Raw genomic sequence first — 15,059 nt, 5'->3', positions numbered from 1 at the left:
GCGGTAGATGTGAATACGTCAGCCGGCCCCAGGGCCGGCTGACGTTTTTTTTCGGGGCATGAAGCGCACGAGCCAACTTGCTTAGCTCTCCCCCAGTTGCCCCTCCATCCCGCTCAATTCAAGCTCCCGCTCCTTCGACACCTTGCCGATCGGCGGCCCCGCGAAGCTCTTGCGCACGCCTGCGCCGTACCAGATCGCCAGCAGCACCGCGAGCAAACCGACAAGTACGTACACCACTTTCTGATTAGGCGGCTGCATGCCGACATAGGCGAGCACGAGTGCGCCGAACACCGCCGCCACCGCGAACGGCTTCGACAGCATGCCCAACTGGAACGGCCCTTTTTCCTTCCACGTACGCCCCTCGGCGAAGATACCGGCTGCAACCGGCATCGCGTAGGAGATGAACAGAAACACTGCGCTACCCGCGCTCAGCACGGTGAATGCATCGCCGTACAACGTCACCACGATCGCCAGCACCGCCGAGGTCCAGATCGCCGCGCCCGGTGTGCGGTGAGCCGCATTCACTTTGCGCAGCCACTTCGAGCCAGGCAAACCGCCATCGCGGGCAAACGCGAACATCATGCGCGAGGTCGACGTGACGGCTGCCAGACCGCATACGTAGTTAATGAAGAACATCAGCAATTCGATCAGGATGCGCAGCGGTCCCGGAATCGGCGCGAGAATCGCTTCGAAGAACCCGGTGCCCTGCTTCACCCCCGCGGTGATATCCGGCATCACCAGCACGAACGCGCACACCATCACGTAGCCGAAGGTCGTCGACCAGAACACGGAGCCGACGATGCCGCGCGGCACATTGCGCGCCGCCTGATGCGTTTCCTCCGAGGTATGCGCGGAAGCGTCGAAGCCCGTGATCGTATAAGCGGTCAGCAGCAGGCCGGACAGAAACGCCATGGCGATGGTCTGCTTGGGCCACGCGCCGCCGTCGACACCCGTGAAGTTGGTGAAGGTATAAAGCCGCGACAGATCGATCTTGACCGGCGAATACACCAGCAGGGAAACCACCAGCATGACCGTCACCACAAAGATCAGATAGCCCGACAGGTCCGTGATCTTACTGGTGATGCGAATGCCGCGATGATTCAGGAATGCTTGCGAAGCGGTGATCACCGTCAGAAAGAGCGTTTGCTGCCACCAGCCGAGCGAATCGGGACTCACACCGAACATCGGTGCGATCAGCGTGCGAAAGAACGGATCATAGGTCCCGTAATTGATCGCGGCGACCACGAACACGAGGCCGAGCAGATTCAGCCACGCGGTGAGCCAGCCCCACATTTTGCCGCCGAGAATCGAGCTCCAGTGATAGAGACCGCCGGCCGTCGGATACGACGAAGCGATCTGCGCCATCGCCGCCGCCACGACCAACGCGAACAGCGAGCCGAGCGGCCAGCCGAGTCCGATCGACGCCCCGCCCGCCGCTGACAAGCCCATCTGGAACGACGTGATGCCGCCCGACAGAATGCAGATCAGCGAGAACGACACCGCGAAGTTCGAGAACGCCCCCATGCGCCGGGACAGTTCCTGCGCGTAGCCCATCTTGTGCAACAGTTTGACGTCGTTGTCGGCGGACTCCGCCGACGGCACGGCCGTGTTGATGTCCATGACGCGATCCTTTGAACAGGGTTATGACGAAGCGGCTAAGCGATGCAGAGGCGTGACCGCGCGACGAAGGACCGGCTCACGCAGCCGTGAAGCAGTTATCCACGTACAGGTGTGCGCCGTTGACGAAACTGGCGTCGTCGCTGGCGAGAAAGAGCGCGGCGCGCGCGACTTCTTCCGGCGCGCACAGACGGCCCTGCTGCACCGACAGCGCCGCCTCGCTCGCATCGAAGCCATACTTCGCGAGCGCACTGATTTCACGGCGCCCATGCGGCGTATCGATGAATCCGGGGCACACGGCATTGCAGCGAATACCACGGTCGCGATACTCGACGGCAATCGACCGCGCGAACATGGCGCACGCGCCTTTGGTCGTGCAGTACAGCACTTCGAGCGGCGTGGCCGCCACCGACGAGATCGACGCCGTGCACACGATCGAACCGCCGCCCGCGGCGAGCATGTGCGGCAGCACCGCGCGCGTCATCATGAACATGCTTTTCACGTTGACGTTCATGAGCCAGTCGTAGTCTTCGTCCGTGGTATCGACGAACGGCTTCACGACGATGCTGCCGGCGTGGTTGAACAGCACGTCGATGCGCCCGAAGCGCGCCATGACGTTCGCCACGGCGGTTTCCACCGCTTCGCGCTTCGACACATCGGCGGCAAACAGTTCGGCTGTGCCGCCTGCCGCGCGAATTCGTGTCACGACTTCCTCGCCTGCATCGGTATTGATATCGACCACGGCGACCTGCGCGCCTTCCTGCGCGAACAGCAGCGACGCCGCACCACCCGCGCCGGTTGCGCCGCCTGACACGATTGCGATCTTGCCCTCAAGCCTGCCTGCCGATCTGCTCATGCGTGACTCCCGTTCTAGTGTCCAGTGCGTTGCGTTCGATTGCGTCGCCTTGTGCACAAAGTAGGGGCGGCAAAAAGCGGCGACTATCCAAAATTGGCAAAAAGTAAAAATCCCGTAAAAATCCGGGTTACTGACAAATTCATTACAGACAGGTCTGGATGCTTGCCGCATCTGGTTGCCTCCGTGCTCGTGATATGTGCGGACACGGAGCAGGAAGCGGCGCGTGACTGCCCGGGATGGGTCGCTTCAACACTGCGGCGCGGTTTTTTTTTCGCATACACTGATCGGCACGAGGCTTTCGGGGAGTGCCACCAGAATCGGGAGAAGCTATGCAGCCGGTCAATCAGACAAGCAGCGCCGTCGAGATTCGCTGTTGCCGGAACATCGACGAGCAGGCGATGTTGCTCGACGCGTGGAACCAGAGCTATTGCCAGATTTCGCGCGGCGCCTTCGACGGCTCGGTGAGTTCGTTTTTTGCGGGCGGCGTGCGGGTGCTGGTGGAACGGCTGAACCGCACGGTCTATCAACGCGGCCAGGTGGCGCGATCCAAGCTGGCGGTGGGCGTTCCGTTTCAACTCGAAGGGCATGCACTGCTGTGTGGGCAGACGAGTCATCGCGACGGCCTGCATGTATTTTCCGGCGATGGCGGGTTTGAGTTTCTATCGCCCGATAAGCACGTCGTAGTGAATCTGGAGATCGAGCCTGGTGCGATCGGCGATGAACGGGTGCGCTCGCAGCTCGATGAAATTACATCGCTGCTGGGCACGAAGCCTGGCGTAGTGAATGTCGATCCTGTGAGATTGCAGGGCTTTCGCGAAGTGCTGAAGAATTTGCTCGATGCCGTGGCTGCGACGCCGACTTTGCTCGATGATGCCGACGTGGCGGCGTCGTTTGAGAAGTCGGTGATCTTCGGTCTCGCTGAGACATTGCAGGGCATGCAGCATGCGGACCCGCACGGGAATGTCGAGGCACGTACCGCGCGGAATTGGCAGCTCGTGCGAGGGATTCGCGAGGTGGTGGAAGAGTCGCCGGATTGCCCGCTGTCTGTTGCCGAACTATGTGCGCGGTTTCACGCGAGCCGGCGAACGTTGCAATATGCGTTTGAGGATACCCTTGGGGTGAATCCTTCAGCGTATATACGAGCGGTTCGGCTCGATCACGTGCGGCGTGAATTGCGAGGTTCCGGGTCTGTTACTGAGGTCGCTACGCGGTGGGGGTTTTGGCATTTTGGGAATTTCTCCAACGAGTATCGAGGGCAGTTTGGGGAGTTGCCGTCGGAGACGTGGCGGCGCAGTAAGGGCCGCGGGGGTTAAGGATCGGTTTGTTTGCCTTCGCGGCGCTTGGTTCTGTGCGCCTACGGCGTTGGGCTTTCCTTGAGCTGGTTGCCTGTGCGGCGCTTGTTTCTGTGTGCCTGCGGCGTTGGGCTTTCCTGCCCTTGTATGCCTGTTCGGCGCTTGTTTCTGTGTGCCTACGGCGTTGGCCTTTCCTTGATTTGATATCGGTTTATTAGCGTCGCCCCTGTGCGGGGCAGGCACCTACTTTTCTTTGCTTGCCGCAAAGAAAAGTAGGCAAAAGAAAGCGGCTCAAACCGCTAATTCTTAAGCGGGCTCCTCGCACAGTTGCGGTAGTGGTGCATCTGGAATCTGTGCCCTCGCACATTCGGCCTCAGTGACAAGGCAGTCATACTTCCGGCGGCGCTGCGCGCGCCGAAGAGCACTTCATAAAACCACCCGCTACGCTTTAGCTCTCGCGTTTTGCCCGGTACCGCGACTCGCCATTCCATCACCACTGCGGCTGTAGCTGCCGTTGCCGTTGCCGTTGCCGTTGCCGTTGCCGTTGCCGTTGCAAGTGTACAAGTGAGAGGCTAAGAGGCTGAGAGAATGCGGGTGCGGGTGCGGGTGCGGGTGCGGGTGCGGGTGCGGGTGCGGGTGCGGGTGCGGCACATTGACACTTCATTTGAAGTGGGGTTCGCCTCTGAGTGCGGAAGCACTTTGCCGAGGCGAAGCCGATGGTCCCCGCTGCGCAAAGCGAAGCCCCTGGTTTCCCATGCATACCCATCCGCGACGCACGCAGTGCGGAGTGGGAGCTGATGAGCGGTTTGTCACTGACGCTGAAGGTGCGAGGGCACGGATTCCAGATGCACCACTACCGCAACTGTGCGGGGGACCCGCTTAAGAGCTAGCGGTTTGAGCTGCTTTCTTTTGCCTACTTTTCTTTGCAGCAGGCAAAGAAAAGTAGGTGCCCGCCCCGCACAGGGGCGACGCTAATAAACCAATAAGAAATCAGGGAAAGGCCAACGCCGCAGGCATACAGACAAAAGCGCCGCGCAGGCAAAAAACCTCAAATTTTCATTGGAGCCAATTTGGAATGCCGCCGCGAATAGCCAAAATAAATGACCATCCCAATCAGTAACCAAACCACAAACGCCACCCAGGTCACCGCCTGAAGATTAGCCATCAAAAACAGACACGAGGCGACAGCCAACACCGGCACCACCGGCACACCAGGGCACCGGAAAGCCCGCGGCAACTCAGGATGCGTCTTGCGCAAAACAAGAACCGCAATCGACACCATCGAAAACGCGGCCAACGTGCCGATATTGATCAGCTCAGCCAGCACATTCAACGGCACCAGCGCGCCAATCAGCCCGAAGAAAATCCCCACGAGCCACGTCGTAAAGAACGGCGTAGCAAACTTCGGATGCACCTTCGAAAGCTTCGCCGGCAACAACCCATCCCGCGACATCGCAAAAATCACGCGCGTCTGGCCATAAGCCATCACCAGAATCACCGTCAGCATGCCCAGCACGGCGCCAAGGTCGATAAAGCCCGCAACCCACTTCTGACCCGCTACCTGCAAGGCATACGACACCGGGTGCGAGATATTCGCGAACTGCGCCGACGGCACGATACCGGTCACCACAGCCGCCACAGCAACGTACAGCACCGCGCACACGCCCAGCGACGCAATGATCCCAATCGGCAGATCGCGCTTCGGATCCTTCACTTCTTCCGCAGCGGAAGACACCGAATCGAAACCGATGAACGCGAAGAACATCACCGCCGCCGCGCCGAACACGCCGTTCCAGCCGTTCGGCATGAACGGATGCCAGTTCGCCGGCGTCACGTGGAAAACGCCCACACCAATCACCAGCAACACCACGATCACCTTGATCGCCACCATGATGTTGTTGATCCGTGCAGATTCGCGCACGCCAAGCGACAACAGTGCCGTGATCGCCATCATCACAAGGAAAGCGGGCAGGTTGAACCACGTTTCGTGCCCCGGCAAGGCACCAGGCGCCGCCGACAGCGCAACCGGCAAGCTCACGCCGAAACCCGACAACAGCGATTGCAGATAGCCCGACCAGCCGACCGACACCGCTGATGTGGCCAGCCCATACTCGAGCATCAAGTCCCAGCCGATGATCCACGCGGCCAGTTCGCCAAGCGTCGCGTACGAATACGTATAGATGGAGCCCGCGACCGGAATCGTCGACGCAAACTCGGCATAGGCGAGCGCGGCGAACCCACAGGCAATCGCTGCGATCAGGAACGAGACCATCAGCGCCGGGCCGGCCTGAACCGCGCCCGTGCCGGTCAGCACGAAAATGCCGGTGCCGATAATGGCGCCGACGCCGAGGAAAGTCAGATCGAGCGCGCCAAGCGCTTTCTTCAGCCCGGCGTTCTGGGCGCTCGCGGCGATCATGTGCTCGACGCTCTTTTTGCGAAACAGGGACATTGGCGGTGGGTCTCCAGTTGTGCACGCATCTTGCGCGCCGAATGTCGGGGAAACCCTCGATTTTAACGGAACCGCGCCTCTGCACCATTTTGGGACGATGTCTTTACCGTCTGTTGGGAGGGCGGATAATGCCGGGCGGAGGCGATTCGGATGTGACGTTTGTCTGCGGATTTCAAGCTGGTTGCGAAGCTTTCGCCCGAGGCGCCCTCAATCCGGGTGGGAATTGCTCTCTCGCGATTGCCTCGGCGACGATCGCACGCTATTCAGTGAGCGCAGAGAAATGGCTTCAGCCGGCCATCGCCGGATTCAGATCGACGAGACGGTTGCTCATCACATAGAAGGTCAGCTCGGCGTTATTGCGCAGCTTCATTTTTTCGAGCAGCCGGGTGCGGTACACACTGACCGTCTTCACCGAGAGCGATAACGCCATGGCGATATCCGTCAGCCGCTTGCCGGACGCGAGCATGCAAAGCGTCTGGTATTCGCGGTCCGAGAGCTTTTCGTGCGGCAATTGTTCGCCGTCGAACGAGACGTAGTCCGCCAGCGCTTCAGCCATGGCCGGGCTGACGTATTTACGGCCCGCCACGACCTGCTGGATCGCGCCGATCATCTGCGCGGCGTCGACTGTTTTCGACAGGTAGCCGGCGGCGCCTGCCTTTAGCGCACGCACGGCGTACTGGTCCTCGCGGTACATCGAGAACATCAGGACGGCCACGCGCGGCGCTTTGCGCTTCAGACGCTTGAGCACTTCGACGCCATTCATGTCGGGCAGCGAAATATCGAGCAGCACCACGTCGTAGCTGTGCTGGGCGACGGCCTCGAGCGCTTCGGCGCCGCTTTGCGCCTCTGTGACTTCGCGCGCCACGCCGCGGTCGAGCAGCAACTGGCGGACGCCCTGACGAACCACCGCGTGGTCGTCGGCGAGCAGGATGCGCAGGCTCATGGTGGCGTGCTCACGATTGCAGCGCGCGACGCTCGGCGCCCCGTGCGCTCGCCAGCATCGCCTCCCACGCAAAGCGGGCACGCACCAGCGTGCCGCGCGACGCTTTGTCGCTCTCGCCGCGACGAGAGGCGACTCGCCGGGCGCTGACGTGCAGCGTGCCATCGAAGGCGGCGCAGCGCGCCTGCATACCGCTCAGGCCGAAATGACCGCGACGGCTGCGGGCGCTGCGTGTCATGCCGATGCCGTCGTCGCTGACGATCAGCGTCAGGTGGTGGCGGCCGGTTTCGATCCGCACGTCGGCGGATTCGGCGCGCGCGTGCTTGGCAATATTGTTCAGCGCTTCCTGGGCGACCCGGAACACGGCCAGCGCCGCGTCGGCGGGCAGCCGGGTGAGCCGCACGTCGGCCGGGCAGACGAAACTCGTGCGCAGTTGCGTGCGTGTGGCGAAGTCGCCGGTCCAATGCGCCAGCGCGCCGACAATGCCCGCCTCGAGCGACGGTGCATGCAGTTCCGCGACGGCCTGGCGGCTGGCGGCGCACGCGGCGTCGAGCGAACGATTCGCGACGGCGAGCGCGGCGGCGCATTGCGGCGGCGCGTCGGCGGGCAGCCAGGTTTCGACGCCGGCAAGGGCGAAACGCGTCGCGGTCAGCTCGGCACCCACGCCGTCGTGCAGCTCGCGCGCCACATGGCGGCAGGCAGCTTCCCGCGCCTGAACCAGTTCAGCCGACAGTTCACGCACGCGGGCGCGCAGTTGCGCAAGTTCACGCTCAGCGGCGGATTGCGGCGCGGCGTGGGCAAGCGAAGGCGGAATGTGGGGGCTAAACGGGACGACAGTCGACGTATCCATGACTTTCCCTCTCAGGAAGCAGTGTGGACAGCGAAGCGGGTGCGCATCGGCGGCGCGAAGACAAAAGAACGCATGCGAGTCTCTGGCCTCCAGTGGTGTTCTTTACGCGATGTGCGCGACAGACAAATTGCTACGGTGCGGCGTAACGAAATTTACATTCAGTAACATGCCGGTCGTACCATGGCGGGCATGTAAACCGACCGATCGTGCGCCGCGATGATATCTTAAAAAAAGAAAAAATGCAGGCACACCAAGGGTTAGCGCGTACATTTCACGCAATGGTTGATGTTTTGCAATGCCGGTTTTGTAGGAAAAATGCTGACGTCAAATGTCAGGACGATGGCGCCAATTTGTAACTGAGCAACAAAAAAGGAGCCCGAAGGCTCCTTTTTGCTGAGTACGCGGCGTTAGCCGCTCAATCCACGCGTCCGCTTAACCCACGAACGCCTTTTCGACCACGTAGTGACCCGGCGCGTTGTTGCTGCCTTCCTGGAAGCCCAGGTCGTCGAGCAGCTTACGCGTGTCGCGCAGCATGTGCGGGCTGCCGCACAGCATCACGCGGTCGTCTTCGAGCGAGAAGCCCGGCACGCCGAGGTCGGCGAACAGCTTTTCGGTTTCGATCAGTTCGGTGATGCGGCCGCGGTTCTGGAACGCTTCACGCGTCACCGTCGGGTAGTAGAGCAGCTTTTCCTGCACCAGCTCGCCGAGATGCTCGTGCGCCGGCAGGTGATCCGTGATGTATTCCTTGTACGCCAGTTCGTCGACGAAACGGCAGGTGTGCGTCAGGACCACGCGTTCGTAGCGGTCGTAAATGTCCGGATCTTTGATGATCGACATGAACGGCGCGAGACCCGTGCCGGTGGACAGCAGCCACAGCGTCTTGCCCGGCAGCAGGTTGTCGGCCATCAGCGTGCCGACCGGCTTCTTGCCGATCAGGACTTCGTCGCCGACCTTCAAGTGCTGCAGGCGCGACGTGAGCGGGCCGTCCTGCACCTTGATGCTCAGGAATTCGAGGTGCTCTTCGTAGTTCGCACTCGCCAGGCTGTAGGCGCGGATCAGCGGCTTGCCATCGACTTCGAGGCCCACCATCGTGAACTGGCCGTTTTCGAAACGGAACGACGGATCGCGCGTGCAGGTGAAGCTGAAAAGCGTATCGGTCCAGTGATGGACGCTCAGGACGGTTTGTGAATTCAGGTTGCTCATGGCTTCTTGGATAGTGCGAAAACAAAGGCGGCCAGTCGTTTGAGCCGGCCGGCACGGCAAGGGCGATGCTGCGCTAACCCGAGATCGGGAATCACGCGCAATCCGCTATTTTACCGCGCCCGCTGCCTGAGGGCTGCGGCGCGGCGGTTGAGCGTGGTGAAGCGGGTTACCGGACCTGGAAGCGTCGGCGCCGGCGTCGTTACGATCGGCGCCGCGAAGTACGTTGGCGTGGCTGCAGCCGCGCTTCAGCAAGGGTACGGCGATGGGCGAAAACCGCGCAGGGCGGCTGCCATCGGTTGCCCGGCATGCGCCGGATAGGCGCGTCGCACAAGCAACATTTTCAAGATGATACCGAAACCCGCCGTGCGCCGCAGCATTGACCCTGCTGATAAAACTGGCAAAAGCAGGGGCAATCGGTGTGGAAGTTGATAGAGGCGCAGTGGAGGGGCGGGATGTGCAGCGGCCTTTATTAGCGCCGGTTTGGCGTGCAGTGTTGGTACACAGACAGGAATTGGTGGACGCTTAAACAGCCTGAATCCCAGTCTATGTGCGGAGAGTGGCGCGTCACATCGTGATCACTCCGGATGGCGCCCGGGCGAGGTTGCTATCTCCCTATCCGCCGCAATCCCGTGTTGCCCGAGGCGCGTCGCGCGTTGTGTTTTGGTAACGCCGGCGCAGTCGGCAAGAAGCGGCAATTGCCCGGATCTCCGGTATGCCATGCTGCAGTCGGCCCGCCGGGCCGCCAGCTCATTGCGGATTACGCTGCAGCAGCAACACGCTTCTTGCCGCGCTGCTTCAACACTCTCGCCTGCAACACGATCACCAGCAGCAGAAACACGCCGCGAATCACCGACTGCCAGTACGCCGAGAGGCTGATGAACCCTAGGCCGTTTTCGAAGTTCAGCAGATTGAACACCAGCCCGAGCAGCAACACGCCGGCAATCGTCATCGCAATCGAGCCTTCGCCGCCGGTCAGCAAGGTGCCCCCGAGCACCACCGCCGAGATCGCGAACAGCTCCCAGCCGACGCCTTCGTTCGGCTGACCGGCACCGAATTGCGCGGCCAGGATCACCCCCGCCATGCCGGCGAGCAGGCCGCTTACCGCGTAAGCCATCACCAGCGTGCGGTCGACGTTCAGACCCATCAGCCGCGCAGCTTCCTCGCTGCCGCCGATGGCCAGCGAATGCCGCCCGAAGCGCGTGCTGCGCAGCGCGAGCCAGCCGGCTACCGCGGCGACCACCGCGACGATGCCTGGAATCGGCAGGCCGAACAGATCGCCTTGACCGAAGTTGCCGAAGTTCGAGTCGGCGGCAATCGACACCGCATCGTTCTTGCCGAGCAGCAGCGCGACGCCGTGCGCGCCGAGGCTGGTCGCGAGCGTTACGATGAAGGGCAGGATTTTCAGCCGAGTGATGATCAGGCCGTTGAGCACGCCGACGGCCATGCCCGCTGCGCAGCCGGCCAAGACGGCGACCCAGCCGCCATACGCGCTGGTCAACGCGGCGACGACGCTCGCCAAAGCGGCCACTGTGCCGACCGACAAGTCGATCCCGCCCGTGATGATCACGAAGGCCATGCCGATCGAGATCAGCGCGAACATCGAGTTGTAGCGCCAGAACGAGGTGATGTTGTAGGCCGAGCCGAAGTGGTCGTAGCGCACGAGGCCGAGCACGATCAGCGCGACGAGAGCAAGCAGGATAGGAAGGTTCTTTTTCATCGCATCGAGTCCGACGTACGTGTCCCTGAAGCGTTACGGTTACCGTGAGCGCCGTTGCACATAAACCGCGGCGACGATGATGCCGGCCTTCACCACCAGCGCCGCCGCGTCGGGAATGCCGTGCGCGAGCAGCGTATAGCGCAGCAACTGGATGATCAGCGCGCCGATCAGCGTGCCGCCGATATACGCCTTGCCGCCCGTCAGGGCCGTGCCGCCGACCGCCACCGCGGCGATCGCATCGAGTTCGACGCCGAGCCCCACTACATTCGCATCCGACGACGAATTCACCGAGATCGAGATCAGCCCCGCCAGCCCCGCGAGCGCGGCGCACAGCGTGTAAGCGATCAGCTTCACAGTGGCCGTCGGCACACCGCACAGATAGGCGGCCTTTTCGTTGCCGCCGGTGATCAGCAGATACTGGCCGAACAAGGTCTTGCGCACGACCCACGCAAACACGGCGACCAGCGCAAGCATCAGCAGCACCTGGAACGGCACGCCGGCGACCTTGCCCAAAGCGATCCACTGGAACGCGGGCGTGTTGAACGCCTGCAAGCTGCCATCGGTGACGACCTGGGCGATGCCGCGTCCGGCGATGAACAGCACCAGCGTCGCGACAATCGGCTGGACGGATAGCCTCGTCACCAGCAAGCCGTTAAAGACACCGCACGCCGCGGCCGCGAGCACCGGCAGCACGAACGCGAGCGCGATGCCGCCCGGCCCTGGAATGTTCAGGAACAACATCGGCGCGAGCGCGCCCGAGATCGCCATCGACGCGCCCACCGACAGATCGATGCCGCCCGTTGCCACCACCAGCGTCATGCCGATGCCGACGATCACGATCGTCACCACCTGCGTCATGTTGACGTTGAAGGTTTGCAGCGACCAGAAGTGGGGGGTGAAGATCAGGTTGAAGAGCACCATCGCGAGCAACACGATCACTTCGCGTTGCATGGCGAGGTGCCGCCATCGCTTCCCCGTCGATGCGGCCGTGGCGCGCGGCGCGGCGGCATCCGGCATTGGCGGCGCGGTGTTGGGTTGCAGCGGCTCGGTGTGCAACGACTCAGTGTGCAACTTAAGCGCCATGACGGTCGCCCTCCAACGCGTCTTCGATATGTGCGGTCTGGGCGGCTTCGGCCAGTTGCGACTGGCCTTCACTGCCGTAGGCGATGGCGTCCATGATTGCGGTCTCGCTCATGTCCGCGCCGTTCAGTTCGGCGACAGTCCGGCCGTCGCGGATCACCACCGCGCGGTCGGCCACCGCCGTCAGCTCCTCGAGTTCGGATGCGGACAGCAGCACAGCGAGGCCCGCATCGCGCAGTTCTCGCACGATCTTCGCCACGTCGGCTTTGGCGCCGACGTCGATGCCGCGCGTCGGTTCGTCGAGCAGCAGCAGCGACGGTTCGGCCGCGAGCCAGCGCGCGAGCAGGACTTTCTGCTGATTACCGCCGGAGAGTTCGCGAATCGGCTGGTCGGCCGAACGCAGCTTGATACCGAGCGACGCAATGAACCGGTCGACAATCGCCTGCTGTTTCTTCACGTCGACCACGCCGTTCTTCGCCAGCGTGCGCAAGCAGACGAGCGTGAGGTTGTCGCGCACTGAGAGTTCGGGGACGATGCCTTCGGCTTTGCGGTCCTCGGTGAGGTACGCGAGGCCACGCGCGATGGCGTCCTGCGGCGACTTCAACGCCACCGTCTCGCCGCCAATCGACAACGCGCCTTGTTCGAGCGGATCGGCGCCGAACATCAGACGCATGGTTTCGGTCCGGCCCGAGCCGAGCAGGCCCGCGAGACCCACCGATTCGCCCGCATGCACTTCGAGCGACACGTCGCTCACTTTCGGATGGGCGCTCAGATGCGTCGCGGCGATCGCCTGCTTGCCGCGCCGCGCGAGATTCGCTTCGCGCGTCGTGGCGTCTTCCTGCACGACGGCGGCAAGCGTGCGGCCGAGCATCGTCGTGACGAGTTGCAGTTTGTCCATCTCCGCCATCGTGCTTTGCGCGACCGTCTGGCCGTCGCGCATCACCGTGACGCGGTCGCATAGCGCATAGAGTTCGTCGAGGCGGTGCGAGACGAAGATCACCGCGCGGCCGTCGTCGCGCAGTTTGCGCACCACGGTGAAGAGCAGTTCCACTTCGCGCTCATCGAGCGACGAGGTGGACTCGTCCATGATGACCATCTTCGCATCCGACGAAACGGCGCGCGCCAGCGCCACCATCTGCTGGATCGCGGTCGAATAGCGGCTGACCGGTTTCTTCACATCGATCTGCAAGCCGAACGAGTCGAGCAGGGCGGCGGCGCGTTGGTGTACCGCGCGCCAGTCGATCAGGCCGAAGCGGCGTGACTCGCGGCCGAGGAAAATGTTCTCCGCCACCGAGCGGAACGGCACCAGGTTGATCTCCTGATAGATCGTGCTGATGCCGGCTTCGCGCGCCTGCTTCGGCGTGCGGAAATCGACTTCGCGGCCTTCGAAGCGCACGCTGCCCGAGCCGCGCCGATAGGCGCCGGTCAGGATCTTGATCATGGTCGATTTGCCGGCGCCGTTCTGGCCGATCAGCGCGTGCACTTCGCCGGCTGCCACGCTCAGATTGGCGCTGCGCAACGCGGGTACGCCGCCGAAGCTGATGCCGATGTCCTGCATCTCCAGCAGTGGCGAACGGGTGAGGGGAGCGTGTGGCGTCTCTTTGCCGGATTCCGTCACGGGTGTCCTCCTGATGCGTGTGCTGCTTCATGTGCTGCGTGCGCTGCAAGCGTTGCACGTGCGAGCCGCGGTGGCCATGCGTTCGGGCGCTATGCAGGCGGTGTCGCCGAATCATGTTACGCCGCATAAAAGCGAAGCGACGGTCCGTGCTGCCACGAACGCGTCGCTCCGAACCCTTCCCGTCACCCGCCCCCCGAGGAGACCGATTCGGGGCGGGGACGTCCTGCGAGGCTGCCCCCGAACCCCGATCACCAAGGGGACTTCCTTGGTGATCGAGGGACAGCCTTTGAGGCGCGGAATGCGTGGACATTCCGCCAAGGCACTGCCCTCGAGCTTCAAAACTGCGCGTACAGCAACGGTTCGCTTTTAATAGCCGTACTGCATGCTCTGCTGCACGTTGCTCTTGTCGTAGAAGCGGTCCGACACCTTGACCCACGTCGGGATCTTTTCGCCCTTGGCGTAGCGCTGGGCGACGTCGCAGGCGAGCGGGCCGAAGAACGGGCTTGATTGCACGCTTGCGCCGAGTTCGCCGGCCGCGATCGCGTCCATGCCGCCCTTGGTGCCGTCGATCGTGACGATCTGGATGTCCTTGCCCGGTTGCTTGCCGGCCGCCTTGATCGCCGCGATTGCGCCAAGCGCCATCTCGTCGTTATGCGCGTAGACGGCGGTCACCTCCGGATGCGCCTGCAACAGCGTTTCCATCACCTGACGGCCCTTGTCGCGCGCGAAGTCGCCGCTTTGCGACGCAATGATCGTCATGCCCGGATTCTTCGCGATGATTTCGTCGAAACCCTTCTTGCGGTCGTTCGCCGCGGATGCGCCGGTGGTGCCTTCGAGTTCGATGATCTTCGCCTTGCCACCGGTCGCCTTGACCAGCCAGTCAGCTGCGCGATGCCCCTGATCGATGAAGTCCGAGCCGATGAAGGTGATGTAATCGCGGCCCGCCTTGGCCACCGACTGATCGACGTCGCGGTCGACCAGGATCACCGGGATGCCGGCTTTTTTAGCTTGCAGCACGACCGGCGCAAGCGGCTTTTCTTCGCGCGGCGGGAACACCAGCAGATCGACGTGCTGCGCGATCATGTTCTGGATATCCGATACCTGTTTCGCGTTCGAACTGTTGGCGTCGGTCATGACCAACTGCCAGCCGCACTTCGCGGCAACTTCCTTGAAGCTCCTGGTTTCCGCGAGGCGCCATGGATTGTTGCTTTCGGTCTGCGCGAAGCCGACCTTCAGCGGCGTCTTGTTGGGCAACTTCGGCAGCGCGTCGTCGGCGTGCGCCGTGGCGACGCCGAACCCGATTGCCAGAGCCAGCAGTGAACCTGCCAGCGGACGAATCTGTTGCTTGCGCGCGTGCCTGCGCGACTGCGTGTTGAGCGACGCCATTGTCTTCCTCCAGTACCTGGTGAGGTGTATTTGCTTTTTAGTGTTTCTCCT

11 protein-coding genes are annotated in these 15,059 nt (G+C 62.6%); 1 reads left to right on the top strand and 10 read right to left on the bottom strand.

The annotated features are described in order from the left end of the window. Positions 1-81 precede the first annotated feature (81 nt). Together GNZ12_RS07025 and GNZ12_RS07020 are read right to left on the bottom strand one after the other, a co-directional pair. The gene (locus GNZ12_RS07025) at positions 82-1,620 is read right to left on the bottom strand and encodes an amino acid permease (RefSeq protein ID WP_172309660.1); all 1,539 of its coding nucleotides are present in this window, start codon (positions 1,618-1,620) and stop codon (positions 82-84) included. A gap of 76 nt (positions 1,621-1,696) precedes the next feature. Continuing rightward, the gene (locus GNZ12_RS07020) at positions 1,697-2,473 is read right to left on the bottom strand and encodes an SDR family NAD(P)-dependent oxidoreductase (RefSeq protein ID WP_172309659.1); all 777 of its coding nucleotides are present in this window, start codon (positions 2,471-2,473) and stop codon (positions 1,697-1,699) included. Positions 2,474-2,802: 329 nt separating this feature from the next. Between GNZ12_RS07020 and GNZ12_RS07015 the strand changes: the two genes are divergently transcribed. Then, the gene (locus GNZ12_RS07015) at positions 2,803-3,786 is read left to right on the top strand and encodes a helix-turn-helix domain-containing protein (RefSeq protein ID WP_172309658.1); all 984 of its coding nucleotides are present in this window, start codon (positions 2,803-2,805) and stop codon (positions 3,784-3,786) included. A gap of 1,027 nt (positions 3,787-4,813) precedes the next feature. Here GNZ12_RS07015 and GNZ12_RS07010 read toward each other — a convergent pair. The 8 genes from GNZ12_RS07010 to GNZ12_RS06975 form a co-directional block, all read right to left on the bottom strand. After that, on the bottom strand, positions 4,814-6,214 hold the full coding sequence (locus GNZ12_RS07010) for an amino acid permease (protein ID WP_172309657.1): 1,401 nt from the start codon (positions 6,212-6,214) through the stop codon (positions 4,814-4,816). 286 nt (positions 6,215-6,500) lie between these two features. Continuing rightward, entirely contained in the window at positions 6,501-7,157 is a 657-nt protein-coding gene (gene rqpR, locus GNZ12_RS07005; protein WP_172309656.1) for a response regulator transcription factor RqpR, read from the bottom strand. Positions 7,158-7,167: 10 nt separating this feature from the next. Continuing rightward, positions 7,168-8,004, bottom strand: a complete 837-nt coding sequence (locus tag GNZ12_RS07000; RefSeq protein WP_172309655.1) for a sensor histidine kinase — start codon at positions 8,002-8,004, stop codon at positions 7,168-7,170. Between the two features lie 432 nt (positions 8,005-8,436). After that, on the bottom strand, positions 8,437-9,207 hold the full coding sequence (locus GNZ12_RS06995) for a ferredoxin--NADP reductase (RefSeq protein ID WP_074285705.1): 771 nt from the start codon (positions 9,205-9,207) through the stop codon (positions 8,437-8,439). A gap of 757 nt (positions 9,208-9,964) precedes the next feature. Beyond that, positions 9,965-10,924 (bottom strand): ABC transporter permease, encoded by a 960-nt coding sequence (locus GNZ12_RS06990; protein WP_172309654.1) that lies wholly within the window; start codon positions 10,922-10,924, stop codon positions 9,965-9,967. Positions 10,925-10,963: 39 nt separating this feature from the next. Next, the gene (locus tag GNZ12_RS06985) at positions 10,964-11,941 is read right to left on the bottom strand and encodes an ABC transporter permease (RefSeq protein ID WP_407947684.1); all 978 of its coding nucleotides are present in this window, start codon (positions 11,939-11,941) and stop codon (positions 10,964-10,966) included. Between the two features lie 55 nt (positions 11,942-11,996). After that, positions 11,997-13,562: a sugar ABC transporter ATP-binding protein gene (locus tag GNZ12_RS06980; RefSeq protein ID WP_216673127.1), complete on the bottom strand. Its 1,566-nt coding sequence runs from the start codon at positions 13,560-13,562 to the stop codon at positions 11,997-11,999. A gap of 426 nt (positions 13,563-13,988) precedes the next feature. Further along, on the bottom strand, positions 13,989-15,008 hold the full coding sequence (locus GNZ12_RS06975) for an ABC transporter substrate-binding protein (protein ID WP_172309651.1): 1,020 nt from the start codon (positions 15,006-15,008) through the stop codon (positions 13,989-13,991). Positions 15,009-15,059 lie beyond the last annotated feature (51 nt).

It is taken from the genome of Paraburkholderia solitsugae (genome assembly GCF_013177695.1).
In the GTDB taxonomy this organism is placed as follows: Bacteria; Pseudomonadota; Gammaproteobacteria; order Burkholderiales; family Burkholderiaceae; genus Paraburkholderia; species Paraburkholderia solitsugae.
Note: the sequence above shows the minus strand (reverse complement) of the source record. Positions and strands in the feature narration are given on the sequence as shown.

Bases quoted from the DNA above. Each gene is read 5' to 3' on its own strand.
- GNZ12_RS07025 (WP_172309660.1), bottom strand. From the start codon at position 1,620: ATGGACATCAACACGGCCGTGCCGTCGGCGGAGTCCGCCGACAACGAC.
- GNZ12_RS07020 (WP_172309659.1), bottom strand. From the start codon at position 2,473: ATGAGCAGATCGGCAGGCAGGCTTGAGGGCAAGATCGCAATCGTGTCA.
- GNZ12_RS07015 (WP_172309658.1), top strand. From the start codon at position 2,803: ATGCAGCCGGTCAATCAGACAAGCAGCGCCGTCGAGATTCGCTGTTGC.
- GNZ12_RS07010 (WP_172309657.1), bottom strand. From the start codon at position 6,214: ATGTCCCTGTTTCGCAAAAAGAGCGTCGAGCACATGATCGCCGCGAGC.
- rqpR (WP_172309656.1), bottom strand. From the start codon at position 7,157: ATGAGCCTGCGCATCCTGCTCGCCGACGACCACGCGGTGGTTCGTCAG.
- GNZ12_RS07000 (WP_172309655.1), bottom strand. From the start codon at position 8,004: ATGGATACGTCGACTGTCGTCCCGTTTAGCCCCCACATTCCGCCTTCG.
- GNZ12_RS06995 (WP_074285705.1), bottom strand. From the start codon at position 9,207: ATGAGCAACCTGAATTCACAAACCGTCCTGAGCGTCCATCACTGGACC.
- GNZ12_RS06990 (WP_172309654.1), bottom strand. From the start codon at position 10,924: ATGAAAAAGAACCTTCCTATCCTGCTTGCTCTCGTCGCGCTGATCGTG.
- GNZ12_RS06985 (WP_407947684.1), bottom strand. From the start codon at position 11,941: ATGCCGGATGCCGCCGCGCCGCGCGCCACGGCCGCATCGACGGGGAAG.
- GNZ12_RS06980 (WP_216673127.1), bottom strand. From the start codon at position 13,562: ATGCAGGACATCGGCATCAGCTTCGGCGGCGTACCCGCGTTGCGCAGC.
- GNZ12_RS06975 (WP_172309651.1), bottom strand. From the start codon at position 15,008: ATGGCGTCGCTCAACACGCAGTCGCGCAGGCACGCGCGCAAGCAACAG.